Annotated in this window: 13 protein-coding genes; 5 read left to right on the top strand and 8 right to left on the bottom strand. The window is 32.0% G+C overall.

Translation table 11 applies throughout. The annotated features are described in order from the left end of the window. Position 1 precedes the first annotated feature (1 nt). The 5 genes from Q385_RS0107160 to Q385_RS0107140 form a co-directional block, all read right to left on the bottom strand. A complete protein-coding gene (locus tag Q385_RS0107160; RefSeq protein ID WP_028951009.1) occupies positions 2-1,522 on the bottom strand; it encodes a YifB family Mg chelatase-like AAA ATPase in 1,521 nt (506 codons plus the stop codon). Continuing rightward, positions 1,506-5,021 (bottom strand): chromosome segregation protein SMC, encoded by a 3,516-nt coding sequence (gene smc / locus Q385_RS0107155; protein ID WP_028951008.1) that lies wholly within the window; start codon positions 5,019-5,021, stop codon positions 1,506-1,508. The genes Q385_RS0107160 and smc overlap by 17 nt, the downstream gene beginning before the upstream one ends. Before the next feature lie 723 nt (positions 5,022-5,744). After that, entirely contained in the window at positions 5,745-6,299 is a 555-nt protein-coding gene (thpR, locus tag Q385_RS0107150; RefSeq protein ID WP_028951007.1) for an RNA 2',3'-cyclic phosphodiesterase, read from the bottom strand. Further along, on the bottom strand, positions 6,299-7,165 hold the full coding sequence (gene dapF, locus Q385_RS0107145) for a diaminopimelate epimerase (protein WP_028951006.1): 867 nt from the start codon (positions 7,163-7,165) through the stop codon (positions 6,299-6,301). The genes thpR and dapF overlap by 1 nt, the downstream gene beginning before the upstream one ends. Before the next feature lie 12 nt (positions 7,166-7,177). After that, positions 7,178-7,456, bottom strand: coding sequence for a hypothetical protein (locus Q385_RS0107140; RefSeq protein ID WP_028951005.1), 279 nt, complete (start codon positions 7,454-7,456; stop codon positions 7,178-7,180). A gap of 128 nt (positions 7,457-7,584) precedes the next feature. On the opposite strand from Q385_RS0107140, the gene miaA reads away from it, so the two are divergent. Genes miaA through Q385_RS0107115 form a run of 5 tightly spaced genes read left to right on the top strand, consistent with a single transcriptional unit; the run spans position 7,585 to position 10,687 of the window. Further along, the gene (gene miaA / locus Q385_RS0107135) at positions 7,585-8,505 is read left to right on the top strand and encodes a tRNA (adenosine(37)-N6)-dimethylallyltransferase MiaA (protein WP_028951004.1); all 921 of its coding nucleotides are present in this window, start codon (positions 7,585-7,587) and stop codon (positions 8,503-8,505) included. After that, positions 8,486-8,677 (top strand): RNA chaperone Hfq, encoded by a 192-nt coding sequence (hfq, locus tag Q385_RS0107130; protein ID WP_028951003.1) that lies wholly within the window; start codon positions 8,486-8,488, stop codon positions 8,675-8,677. Before miaA ends, hfq begins: the two co-directional genes overlap by 20 nt. A gap of 1 nt (position 8,678) precedes the next feature. Then, the gene (gene hflX / locus Q385_RS0107125) at positions 8,679-9,788 is read left to right on the top strand and encodes a GTPase HflX (RefSeq protein WP_028951002.1); all 1,110 of its coding nucleotides are present in this window, start codon (positions 8,679-8,681) and stop codon (positions 9,786-9,788) included. Further along, positions 9,766-10,113 (top strand): histidine triad nucleotide-binding protein, encoded by a 348-nt coding sequence (locus Q385_RS0107120; RefSeq protein ID WP_028951001.1) that lies wholly within the window; start codon positions 9,766-9,768, stop codon positions 10,111-10,113. Before hflX ends, Q385_RS0107120 begins: the two co-directional genes overlap by 23 nt. Beyond that, positions 10,091-10,687 carry a sulfurtransferase TusA family protein gene (locus Q385_RS0107115; protein ID WP_028951000.1) on the top strand — a complete coding sequence of 199 codons (597 nt, stop codon included), beginning with the start codon at positions 10,091-10,093 and terminating at the stop codon, positions 10,685-10,687. The genes Q385_RS0107120 and Q385_RS0107115 overlap by 23 nt, the downstream gene beginning before the upstream one ends. Here Q385_RS0107115 and Q385_RS0107110 read toward each other — a convergent pair. Genes Q385_RS0107110 through Q385_RS0107100 form a run of 3 tightly spaced genes read right to left on the bottom strand, consistent with a single transcriptional unit; the run spans position 10,684 to position 12,631 of the window. Then, positions 10,684-11,313 carry a DeoR family transcriptional regulator gene (locus tag Q385_RS0107110; protein WP_028950999.1) on the bottom strand — a complete coding sequence of 210 codons (630 nt, stop codon included), beginning with the start codon at positions 11,311-11,313 and terminating at the stop codon, positions 10,684-10,686. The two genes, Q385_RS0107115 and Q385_RS0107110, sit on opposite strands and share 4 nt — an antisense overlap. Before the next feature lie 9 nt (positions 11,314-11,322). Continuing rightward, on the bottom strand, positions 11,323-11,910 hold the full coding sequence (hisB, locus tag Q385_RS0107105) for an imidazoleglycerol-phosphate dehydratase HisB (RefSeq protein WP_028950998.1): 588 nt from the start codon (positions 11,908-11,910) through the stop codon (positions 11,323-11,325). Between the two features lies 1 nt (position 11,911). Next, positions 11,912-12,631 (bottom strand): ATP-binding protein, encoded by a 720-nt coding sequence (locus Q385_RS0107100; RefSeq protein WP_028950997.1) that lies wholly within the window; start codon positions 12,629-12,631, stop codon positions 11,912-11,914. Between the last annotated feature and the right edge of the window lie 54 nt (positions 12,632-12,685).

Below are 12,685 nucleotides of genomic sequence, written 5' to 3'. Positions count from 1 at the left end.
CCTATATAAGATTTTCGTTTACTTTGTAGTTTACTGCTGTAATGATGTGTTTATCAAGTATCTCTTGACTTTGTTCTAAATCTGCTATAGTCCTTGCAACCTTTATTACACGATGATAAGACCTTGCAGTTAGATTTAACTTTTCTGCAGCTGTGTTTAAGGTGTTTCTTGCACTTTCTGATAAGTTTGCGTAAACTTCTATGTGGGAAGGGGTCATCTGACTGTTAAACTTTATCTTTTCGTTTTTAAATCTGTTATTCTGTATCTCTACAGCTCTTATTACTCTTTCTCTTATCTCTTTTGAAGTCTCATGTGGTTTGTTTGATGATAAATCTGTAGTTTTTACAGGCATTACAGTAACGGATAGGTCTATTCTGTCTAAAAGAGGTCCTGATATTTTCCCTAAGTATCTTTTAATCTCAGCTGGGCTACATTTACACTCTTTTACAGGGTCAAATCTGTATCCACAAGGGCAAGGGTTTGCAGCTGCTATAAGTAAAAAGTTTGCTGGAAAAGTTATCTTCCCAGTTGCTCTTGATATACTTACAACTTTGTCTTCCAATGGCTGTCTTAACACTTCAAGGGTTGATTTTTTAAACTCTGGAAGCTCATCTAAAAATAAAACGCCGTTGTGAGCTAATGAAACTTCGCCGGGTTTAGGGTAGCTTCCGCCTCCTATAAGTGCTATATCACTTACTGTGTGGTGAGGGCTCCTAAAAGGTCTTGTTCTTACTATACTTTCTTTAAGGACACCTGCTACACTGTGTATTTTTGTTATCTCTATAGCTTCTTCAAAGCTTAGTGGTGGTAAGATAGAAACAAACCTTCTTGCAAGCATAGTTTTTCCAGACCCGGGAGAGCCTATCATAAGCAGGTTATGAAATCCTGCAGCTGCTATCTCAAGTGCTTTTTTTACTGCGTACTGACCTTTTACTTCTGAAAAATCACCATAATGGTCTAACTTTTCTTCTAACAACTTTTCATAATCGACCTTTTCAGATTCTTTTTTTAAAGAGTCATTTAAAAAATCTACTATCTCTTTGAGATTTTTAAATCCATAAACGTTTATTCCTTCTACTAATGCAGCTTCTTTTGAGTTTTCTTGTGGTAAGATAAAGTTTTCAAATCCTTCTTGTTTTAGTTTTATGGCTATTGGAAGTATACCTTTTACAGCTCTTAAGTCTCCGTTTAAGGCAAGTTCTCCTATAAATGCCGTTTTTTCTAATTTTGATTGGTCTATCAATCCAGAAGAAGTTAGTATTCCAATTGCAATAGGCAGGTCGTAAAGAGTTCCTACCTTTAAAATATCTGCAGGAGCAAGGTTTACGGTTATCTTTTTTACAGGAAATTTAAAACCTATGTTTTCTATAGCTGACTTTACCCTTTCTCTACTTTCTTTTACAGCTGTATCAGGAAGTCCTACTGTTATAAACTGTGGAAGTCCTTGAGTGATGTTTACTTCTACGTCAACTATATAACCATCTATTCCAAAAGTTCCACCGCTTTTAACTACTGATAGCATCTAATTCCTCACTTTCTATCAAAGAGTTAACGTCAAGGGTAAATATGTGAGATATTCCGTCTTTTGCTGAAACTCCTATAAGTCTGTCTGCAAAACTTGCCATAGCGTCTCTGTGGGTAACGACTATAAACTGAGCTTGACTTGAGAGCTGTTTTATCAGCTGTCCCACTTTTTTTGCGTTTGCATCGTCTAATGCTGCGTCAACTTCGTCAAAATAGTAGAAAGGAGCTGGTCTATACTGCTGGACTGCAAATAATAATGCTAACGCAGTAAGAGTTTTTTCTCCTCCTGACATCATTTCAAGTCTTTTTAAGTCTTTACCTCTTGGTCTTGCTTTTAATAAAACTCCTCCATTTAACGGGTTTGAAGGGTTTTCAAGCTCTAAGTAAGCCTTTCCACCAGGAGACAGTATTTTAAAGTTTTTATCAAGATTTTTATTTATGTTTTCATACACTTCCATAAAAGCTTGTAATTTTTTCTCTTCAAGACTTTCTATAAGCTCTTCTATAGACTTTTTTTCTTGTATTAAAATAGTTAGCTTTTCGTTTATTTCATTATACCTTTTTAGTTCTTCTTCGTAATCTTCTAAGGCTTTTTGGTTAACAGACCCTAAATTTTTTCTTTTTTCTTCTAATGTTTTTAGCTGTTTTTCTAAGGCTCTAACGTCAGCTTCTACTGGCTCTCCGTCATAATCTTGCTTAAGCATTAGTATCTCTTCTTCTGTGTCTGTAAGTTTTTGTTGTAGTTTTGCTTTTTCTTGTAGAAGAATTGTTATTTCTTTGTTTATATTTTCTTCTTCATATCTTAGATTTTTTATTTTATCTCTGTATTCTTGAATTTGGTTTATAAGGTTATCTCTTTCTTTTTCTGAAATTTTTAGGTCTCTCCACAGCTGAGAAAGTTCTTTGGTTAGAGTTTCTATCTTTAATTTTATGTTTTCTATCTCTTGATTTATCTGGTTTATCTGGTCTCTTATCTCTTCTTTTTCTGTTTCTATCTGGAAAATTCTTATTTTAAGTTGGTTATCTTTTTTATCTGTAAGTAAGTTTATTTGACTTTCAATGTCTTTTATCTTTTCTTTGAGTGAGTAAACTCTGTTTGCTGATTCTTCCCACTGTTTTCTTAAGGTTGATAATCCAGCTCTTTCTAATTTTTTTAGTATTTCTTGTTTTTGATTTGATATAGACTGTAGCATTTTAGACTGTTTTTCTATCTCTTGCTGTAGTTTTTCAATTTTTCCTTCGTAGTCTAAAGACTGTTTTTTTAGATTGAATATTTCATTTTCTAAATAACTTACTTTATTATTCTTTGAGATTAGTTGATTTGTAAGTTCTTGTATTCTCTGGTTTATACTTGAGGTTTCTGTCTGTATTTTTATTAGAGTTTTTTCGTTTTCTGCTATTTTGTTATTTATAAGTTTTAGCTCGTTTTGGATTGCTTCTTCTTCTTTTTTAAGTTTGTCATCTTCTGCTTCAAGTTGTTGTTTTTCAGCTTCTAAGTTTGACCTTCCTATTGTGATGTTTTGTCTTTCAAAACCTCCAGATATTACCCCAGATTTTTCAAAAAGCTCTCCTTCTAATGTTGCCATTCTATAGGTTCCTATTCCTATTGACCTTGCGGATTCAAAGTCTTCTACCACAACTGTATCTTGGAAGACGTACTTTATTGCTTTTTCTATTTTTTTGTCGTAATCTACAAAGTCTATCGCATATCCAAGCAGACCTTTTTTAAATGGTAATTTAGGATTATCAAACACTTTTATTTTGTTTAAAGGTATGAATGTAATTCTTCCTGCCTTTTCTTTTTTGAGAATATCTATACATTTTTGTGCTACATAATCATCTTCTACAACTATGTTTTTTAATCTACCTCCTCCTGCTACTTCTATCGCAGTTTGGTATTTTGAGTCTTTTAAAGATATAAGCTCTGAGACTTGTCCGTAAACACCTGGAATTGATTTTAATATTGAAGATATTTTATCTTCTCTAAATTGGGATAACTGTGCTAATATGTGGGCTAACTTTTGGAAGTTTTTTTCTAACTTTTCTCTTGTCTCTTTTAATCTTTTTTCTAATGTTTCTTTTCTTACTTTTAGTCTTGTTATCTCACTTTGTAATCCTTGGATTTGGGTTTGGGTGTCTTTCGTGTTTGCTTTTATGTTTTCTATTGTTTTTTCTATCTGAATAATTTCTTCTTTTGTTTTAGATAGGTCTTGGTTTAGGTTGTTTATCTTTTCTTGAGTTGTGTTTAGCTTTAGTTGATACTGGGTTTTTTCGTTTTCTAACTGTTTTATAGTTTCAAGTAGTTGTTTTTCTTGTTTTTCTATCTCTCCAAGGTCATTTTTTGCTGAACTTCCTAAAAATTCTATCTCTTGTAATTGTTTATTTTTTTCTTCTAATGTTTTTTCTGCTTCTTTTAACTCTTCTAACAGTTTTGGGAGCTGTAATGAGAGATTTTTTATCGTTTCTTCTATTGAAAGTATCTCTTTTATTTTTTCTTCTTTTTCTTTTTCTAAATTTTTATGTTTTTCTTGGAGCTGATGGAGAGTTTTTTCAAATTGGTCTTTTTTTTCGCTTAAGGATTTTACCTGTGCTGTTATACTTCCTTCTCTTTCTTTAACTGGTAGAAAGGACTCTTGGATTTGGTTTAACTTTTCTTCAAGTTGTTTTATGGTTTCTATAAGCTGTTTTTGGTTTTCTATATTTTTTTCTTTTTGTAGGTATAGGCTATTTATCTGGTCTTCTATTTGGCTAATTTGGTTTAATACTTCTTCTTTTTGTTTTAAAAGTAGGTATAGTTTTGCTGACTTTATGGCATTTTGTAGTTGTTGAATCTGGTTTTCTAAGTCAATGGCTAAAAGTGCATCTTCTTTTTCTTTTTCTAATTTTTTTAATGTGTGGCTGATTTCGTTTAATACCGCTTTGACTTTTTCTATTTTTTCGTTTGACTCGTTTAAGTCTTGGAGAGCTTTTTGTTTTTTCTCTTCATACTGGGTAATGCCTGCTATATCACTGATTAAGTCTCTTCTTTCTGATGGGGTCATTTTTACAAATTTGTAGATGTCTCCTTGGGTTACGATGTTATAACCTTGGGTTGGTATTCCTGCTAAGGTGAGGAGCTCTTCTACTTCTTGTTGTTTTGCAGGTCTTGAGTTGATTTTATAGGTTGATTTTCCGCTTAAATCTACTTTTCTGGATATTACTACTTCTTCTGTATTTAGAGGGAATGCACCGTTGTTTTTAAATACTATCTCAACCTCTGCATAAGGAGCTGTTTTTCCTTTTGATGAAAAAATTAGGTCTGTTAGTTTTATGGCTCTCATTGCTTTTGCAGAGGCTATTCCAAGACAGAAAACGATAGCATCTCCAAGATTACTTTTACCAGACCCATTTGGACCAACTATGGCAGTAAACCCTTCTCCTAACGGGATAGAAAGATGTTTATCTCCGTAAGACTTAAACCCAAAAACGTTGATTCTATCTATGTATGCTTTTAACATAAAAAGATTATAGCATTAGTTATTTTTTTTATCAATTTCGTGAAAGTTAGATTTAATAGAGCTTAACAATGATAGGATAAAAGAAGGAATAATCAAAATGAGTTAAAAAATCATTAGAATAATCACAATTGGTATCACCAACCACCACAAAAAGAAATCTACGACAATTAAAATTAAAATTCCCACAAAAATTTTAAAAGATATTTAACTCCCACATAGTTCAGACAAAACGCAGAGATTACTCTCTCAACCTCTACCTAAACTAAACTTTATATCCCACATAGTTCAGACAAAACCCTGGAATGTCAGCTGACGATTGGTATAATCAAGTTGCTTTATATCCCACATAGTTCAGACAAAACCCGTTAATTTTTAAAAATAAAAAAATTTAAATAATCAAGCACTGACGCTGGTTTGCGGGTAGTTTTTATTTTCGTTAACCGCTCGCAAATTGAGGTTAATTGCATCGAACCTCACATAATGCAAATATATTTTCTATTATATTCCCACTTTCACCCTTATCACTATTTGATTATTACAATAATATATTTTCTGTTATCACGATGCAAAACTTAATGATAATCGTTATTAATAAGCTAATTTTAGCTAATTATCAAAAACTTAAGTGGGATTAAACCTATTCAGTTGTCAAGGTATTTAAATTCTACCTATTAACTACTAAAAACATTATATAAAACTTTTGCAAAAAATGCAACAAAAATTTTAAAAACTCCCATTATCCAACTTTTTATAAACAGCTCCCTTGGGGTTTAATATACTTTCTATTAAATTCACTGTTATAGTTTTCTGCTCTAAAAATAACTCTTCTTCGTAATTTTTTAACTTTTCTATAAACTGAGCCTGTTTTAATTCCTTTATTCTAAGGATTGTAATGTGTGGAACAAATGGTTTTATCTCTTTTTTATAGCCTATGTTATAAAGCTTCTCTTCTAAATCTAAAAATATCTCCTTTAAAACCTGATTTTCCACGACTTTATAAAAAAGCACCCTTGGATTATCAAGATTTGGAAAAACTCCCAGCCCTTTTAAACTAATGTTTGCTTCAAGTTCTTTATCAAAGTATTTATTAAGTATTTCTAAAATCTCATTTATCTTATCTAACTTTGTATTGCCTAAAAATTTATACGTTATGTGAAAATTTTCAGGCTTTACCCAGCTTCCTGATACTACTCCGCTTAAATCTTTTTTTATGGTTGTATAACTTTTTTTAAGTTTTTCCCAGTCTATAAAGCTTCCTATAAATACTCTTTTTTCCACTACTTTAAACTCTCTAAAAATTCTTGGCTTATTATTCCGCTACAGATTTCTTGGACTTCTCCAGTCATTTTTATATTCCAGTCTTTGTCTACATTTATTTTCAGCTCTCCACCTATCATTTTAATGGTAATATCGTTTTTTGCAAGACCTTTCTTTACTAAAACAGATGCCACAGCACAGGAAGAACTCCCTGACGCATAAGTAAAGCCAGCTCCCCTTTCCCAGATTAAAATCTCAGCTTGATTTTCAGATATAGGTTTTACAAACTGAACATTTATACGGTTTGGAAAAAGTGGATGATTTTCTATTAAAGAGCCGTACTTTTTTATCTCTTCTTCGTCTAACTCTTGTTTTATTATTACGCAGTGAGGGTTTCCTACAGAAACACAGTTTACTTCGTACTCTCTATCACCGACTTTAATTTTCTCCCCTATAAACTCTTTTTTATCTGTATTAACAGGAATTTTACTTGCTTCGAAAATAGCTTTACCCATATCAACGGTTATAACTTTTGCTTTTCCAAGTTTATTTTTCTCTTCTATTTTTGCTTTTACTACTCCCCCTTTTGTTTCTACTGTAAACTCATCTTTGTCTGTATAGCCATAATCGTATAAAAATTTACAGAATATTCTAAGACCATTTCCACTTTTTTCAGCTTCTGACCCGTCAGGGTTAAATATTCTTAGCTTAAAATCTGCTATATCTGACGGATACTTTACCAAAATTCCATCAGAACCTATTCCGTAGTGAACATCACAGATTTTTTTTATAAAATCCTGTGAAATCTCAAAAGTTATATTTTCTGAATCTATTACTATGTAATCATTACCAAGTCCGTGAGATTTAACAAAAAAATTTTTATCCATAATTCCCTTCACCTAAACCATTTTAAAAAACTCTTCTATAGATTGAGTTTTGACAGCTTCTCTTCTTAAACTTTTCAACTTCTCTAAATCCTCTATAGCCTGAATTTTAGATTTTAATTCGTCAGAAATAGACCCAAACCTTATTTCCAGTATCTCTATTACAGCTTCCTGAGATTCTTGCATCAATCTTTTTAATCCTTGCTGTAGTCCTTGTTGTAGTCCTTGTTGTAGTCCTTCTTCTAGTCCTTTCTTTAATCCTTCCATTTTCCACTTTTCTGTTAGTGTCATCATTTTCTCTTCACCTCCTATCTCTTTTCACCATCATCTTAAAAAACCAGTCGTGAGGTTGCTTTTCTATTGACAAAACAAACTCCATTTAATATCTTATTTCCAAGATTATTTTAACACAAAGAAAGATAATGATTATAGTTATAGCAGGTGCAACTGCAACAGGAAAAACAGAGTTAGGAATAAAACTTGCCAAAATTTTAAACGGTGAAGTTATAAGTGCAGATTCTATGATGATATACAAATATATGGACATAGGAACTGCAAAACCCACTCCTGAAGAGATGGACGGCATTCCTCACTACATAATAGACGTTGTTTTACCATCTGAAAACTTCTCTGTAAAAGATTACGTACAGCATTTTGATAAAGCTGTTAAAGAGATTGAAGAAAAGGGAAAAATTCCGATAGTGGTAGGTGGGACTTGGCTTTACATTCAAACAGCTCTATACGGTCTGTCTGAAGCTCCTGAAAGTAATTGGGAATTAAGAGAAAAACTTTACAGTTTAGATAATAGAGTTCTTTATGAAAAGTTAAGAGAAGTTGACCCATATTATGCAAGCAAAATACACGTAAACGATAAAAGAAGAATAGTAAGAGCATTAGAAGTTTACGAGCTTACAGGAAAACCATTTTCATCTTTTTTTCAAGGATTTGAAAATCCAAAGTATAACTTTATAGGTTTTAATTTAGTCAGAGATAGAGATGAGCTTATAGAAAGGATAAAATTAAGAGTAGAAAAAATGTTTAAAAAAGGACTTGTAAAAGAAGTAGAAAAACTAATAGATATGGGATTTAAAGAATCAATAACAGCTATGCAAGCCATAGGATACAAAGAAATTTTACCTTACTTAGATAAAAAAATCTCACTTGAAGATGCTAAAAGTAGTATAATAGAAAATACTAAAGATTTTGCAAAAAGACAGCTACGAACCTTTAAAAGTAAAACAAAATTTGAAAATTTAAATTTAAGTCATATAAATATGAATGATGCTCTAAAAATTATAGAAACTAAATTAAAGGAGGAAACTTATGGCGTCAGTACAAGATGAAATCTTGAACGAATACAGAAGGGAAGGAAAGGAAATAACAGTATACTTAGTCAGAGGAACAAGAATAGTAGGTAAAATATTAGACGCAGACCAGTTTACAATACTGTTAGACGTTAATGGTCAGCAACAACTTATATACAAACACGCAATAAGTACGATAGTTGTAGAGTAATTTGAGAGCTATTATAGTAGGTGTTAACACCAATCAAAATCCTGCAAGGTTTAAGTACCAGATAGAAGAACTGGAAGGGCTTGTAGAAGCTGCAGAAGGAGTTGTTTTAGGTAGAGTGTACCAAAAAAGAGAATCCCCAGACCCTGCTTATTACATAGGGAAAGGGAAAGTAAACGAGATAAAACAGTTAGTTGAGGGAATAGGAGCTGATACTGTTGTTTTCAATGTAAATCTATCTCCAGTCCAGATATCTAATTTATCCCAAGAGATAAACGCTCAAATTTTAGACAGAACAGATTTAATACTACAGATTTTCTTTAAAAGGGCAAAAACAAAGCAAGCAAAACTCCAAGTAGAACTTGCTTATCTACAACATCAACTTCCAAGGATATACAATCAGAGAGGTAAGGAACTGTCAAGAATTGGCGGTGGAATGAAGACAAAAGGAGCTGGAGAAAAGCTTGGAGAAATTAAAACAAGAGCTATAAAAGACAGGATAAATAAAATAAAAAAACAATTAAAAGAAATAGAAAAACAAAAGAAACAGCAGAAAAAAACAAGGGAAGATAACCCTAACATTCTTAACGTAGCACTTGTAGGTTATACAAATGCAGGTAAATCCTCACTTTTAAACCGTCTAACAAAAAGGGATACCTACATATCAGACCAACTATTTGCAACTTTAGACACAAAAGCATCTTTCATACACTTTCCCAATGTAAACAAAAGAGTTGTAATAACAGATACAGTAGGATTTGTAGAAGACATGCCACAAGAGATAATGGATGCTTTTATGACAACGCTAAAAGAAACTGAAGAAGCTGATTTAATCCTGCATGTAATAGATATTTCTGACGAAAATTGGATGCTAAAAAAACAGACTGTAGAAGAAGTTTTAAAAAAGCTTAAACTTGAAGAAAAACCAGTTATAAATGTAATGAACAAAGTAGATAAAGTAATACCATCTCCAGAGTATTTAGAACCAGATGAATCGGAAAATACTATAACTGTTTCAGCATTAAAAGGGTGGAATATTGACAAATTATTTGATATACTAAAAAAATATGCTATAAAAAAAGGAGAGGAGTATGGAAAACTGCGTATTTTGTAAGATTGTGAACAAAGAGATTCCTGCTAAGATAGTTTATGAAGATGAATTAATAATGGCTTTTCACGATATTAGGCCACAAGCAAAGGTTCACGTATTAATAATACCAAAAGAGCACATTCCTAACAACCTTTACTTTGAAGGTAAACATAAAGCATTGATAGGACATTTAATACTAAAAGCAAACGAGATAGCAAAGATGCTTGGTATTGCGGAAACAGGATTTAGGCTTATAGTAAACACAGGTAAAGACTCAGGTCAGGAAGTATTTCACGTACATTGGCATTTATTAGGAGGAGAGCCTCTTGGAAAACTTATCTGTAAATAACATACCAGTTGTTGATACACGAGGACTTTTTTGTCCTCTACCTCTTACGTTAGTATCAAAAAAGTTAAAAGAAATACCAGTAGGAGAAAGACTCAAAGTTTTAGCAGATGACAAAGCTTTTAAAAAAGATATAGAAGTCTGGGCTTATGAAACTGGAAACAAACTTATAGAGTTTAAAGAAGAAAATGGCTACTATATAGCTGTTATAGAAAGAGGAAAAGGTTTTAAAGGTGAAAGTATAATTGATAAAATAAAATTTATATCCTTAGGTATTAAACTTCATTTTATTAAGCACTTTTTAGATATAGTTCCTTTTAATAAACCTAATTACCTTTTAACATTTGTATCTGTTGCAGAAGGTATAAGGGCAAATAACTTTTTGAAGGAAAAGAATATTGATAATTACATCATGCTTCCTGTTCCAAAAGAGATATATCCACACTGTGGTTTAGTATTTGGTTTTAGAAATAAAGAAGATGCTTTGAAAGTATACAACCTTCTAAAAGAAAACAAGTTTGCAGTAGAAGACGTCCACATTATAGATAAAGAAAAAAAGTATCCAAAAATTACTTAACTTTTTTTAAGGTCTGAGATTTTAAAAGTTAGAGGTTGACTTTCTGTAGAACAACAACTTTTTATATTAATGTTCATTCTATTTATTATTTCGTTGTAGGCGTCTATAAAGTTTAATACTTTTCCTCCAAATCCTTTTGCAAACTTCTCAGCATCTTCTTTGTTAGTGAAAGGTATTACACTTGGACTACAGCACGGAATAGCAGAGCTCCCCACAACATACCATGCATCTAAGGCATTAATAGGTTTTTCAGAGATGAAGTCAAACGTTAAAGCAGATACACTTTTATCTGCATATCTTTGATGAAGCATTAAACCACAGTGTTCACAGCACGCTTCCACCACTTTTGCATTCTCTACTATAATTTTATAAGGATGAGACCTTGTTATAGGTTTAGAACAAACAGGACAGGACTTTAAAGATACTGGCTCTTTGTTTTCAACTGTGTTAAGTAATATAGAGCCGTGTTTTCTTTTTATTTCTCCTTCTTTTTCTAACTCTCTTACATCTCTGTATATAGTCATCTCTGAAACGCCAAATATGTGGCTAAGCTCTTTTACTGTTACTTCTCCTCTTTCTTGGAGTATTTTTAAGATTTCTTTTTTCCTATTTATATTATTTTCCATGATTGCCTCCTAAATTGCACCTTTGGTGGATGGGACTTGATTTCTTCTTGGGTCTATTGATACTGCTTCTTTTAAAGCTATTGCAAAAGCTTTTGTTAAACACTCTGCAATGTGGTGTAGATTATGTCCTGACAGAGCCTTTAAATGCATAGTTATCCCTGCAGACAGAGTAAAACCTTTAAAAAACTCTCCCATAAGCTCGTAATCAAAGTTAGTTATTTTACCTCTGTATCCTAAATCATCGTAAAAAAGTAGTGGTCTACCAGATAGGTCTATAGAACATAGAGCCAAAGCTTCATCCATCGGGATTATGCTGTAGCCAAACCTTTTTATACCTTTTTTATCTCCCAGAGCTTCTCTAACAGCCATTCCTAAAACTATTCCTACGTCTTCCACCAAGTGGTGATGGCTAACGTGTACATCTCCCGTAGCCATTATTTCAAGGTCTATCATAGAGTGAAAAGAAAAACTCTCAAGTATGTGAGATAAAAAACCTATCTGTGTATCTACCTTATATTTTCCAGTACCATCTAAGTTTATAGAAAGCTCTATCTGTGTTTCTTTTGTCTCTCTTTTAACAAACGCTTTTCTTCCCATTTTATAACCTTCTCAAATCTTTTTGTATAGATGTTTTCCTAAAATCTTCTCCTACTACGTAAATAGGATAGCACATCTCCATAAGTCTTGATGCTATTCCTTTTCCAAATTTACTTTCTACATCTTGGTCTATATCCTTATTCTCTTCTTTTTCCAGCGAAATGTTAGAAGTTATTATAACAGGAAGTTTATCGTTATATCTACTGATAATTATATAGTGAAGAATGTCTTTTGCCCAATCTGACAACCTTTCTGAACCAAGGTCATCTAACACTAAAATAGGAGCTTTTATAACTGCATCTAAAAGTTCCCTCGTAGAAGAGTTGCCTTCAAAGGTTGCCTTTAGGTCGTATAAAAGTATTCTTGTATCGTAGAACATACCTGTAATTCCTTTTAAGTTGTACAACTCTTTAAGTATTCCTACTGCTAAATGAGTTTTTCCTACACCATTTTTACCGTAGAAGAAAAAACCTTTACCTTCATTTATTTCATCAGAGTATATATATTCCTTTACTTTTTTTATAACTAATTTTCTTTCAAAAATACCACCATCTATAAAGTTTTCTAAAGTTGCATGATAATACTTTCTTGGAATATTTAATGAGCTACTTACTTGATAATTGCGAAGACTATACTGACATTCACACTTTGCGACTCCTCCATCTTTAAATATCCATCCTGTATCATTACATAGATTACACTTTATAACTTCTTTTTCCATAGATTAATCCTTGTTTTTATTTCAAAATCTATTATAAAATATACTTTAAAAAAA

It is taken from the genome of Sulfurihydrogenibium subterraneum DSM 15120 (genome assembly GCF_000619805.1).
Lineage (GTDB): Bacteria > Aquificota > Aquificia > Aquificales > Hydrogenothermaceae > Sulfurihydrogenibium > Sulfurihydrogenibium subterraneum.
This window is presented reverse-complemented; position numbering and strand designations above follow the sequence as displayed.

Excerpts from the sequence above, each read along its gene's own strand:
- Q385_RS0107160 (WP_028951009.1), bottom strand. The coding sequence starts at position 1,522 with ATGCTATCAGTAGTTAAAAGCGGTGGAACTTTTGGAATAGATGGTTAT.
- Q385_RS0107100 (WP_028950997.1), bottom strand. The coding sequence starts at position 12,631 with ATGGAAAAAGAAGTTATAAAGTGTAATCTATGTAATGATACAGGATGG.
- Q385_RS0107140 (WP_028951005.1), bottom strand. The coding sequence starts at position 7,456 with ATGATGACACTAACAGAAAAGTGGAAAATGGAAGGATTAAAGAAAGGA.
- Q385_RS0107120 (WP_028951001.1), top strand. The coding sequence starts at position 9,766 with ATGGAAAACTGCGTATTTTGTAAGATTGTGAACAAAGAGATTCCTGCT.
- smc (WP_028951008.1), bottom strand. The coding sequence starts at position 5,021 with ATGTTAAAAGCATACATAGATAGAATCAACGTTTTTGGGTTTAAGTCT.
- miaA (WP_028951004.1), top strand. The coding sequence starts at position 7,585 with ATGATTATAGTTATAGCAGGTGCAACTGCAACAGGAAAAACAGAGTTA.
- hisB (WP_028950998.1), bottom strand. The coding sequence starts at position 11,910 with ATGGGAAGAAAAGCGTTTGTTAAAAGAGAGACAAAAGAAACACAGATA.
- Q385_RS0107110 (WP_028950999.1), bottom strand. The coding sequence starts at position 11,313 with ATGGAAAATAATATAAATAGGAAAAAAGAAATCTTAAAAATACTCCAA.
- hfq (WP_028951003.1), top strand. The coding sequence starts at position 8,486 with ATGGCGTCAGTACAAGATGAAATCTTGAACGAATACAGAAGGGAAGGA.
- dapF (WP_028951006.1), bottom strand. The coding sequence starts at position 7,165 with ATGGATAAAAATTTTTTTGTTAAATCTCACGGACTTGGTAATGATTAC.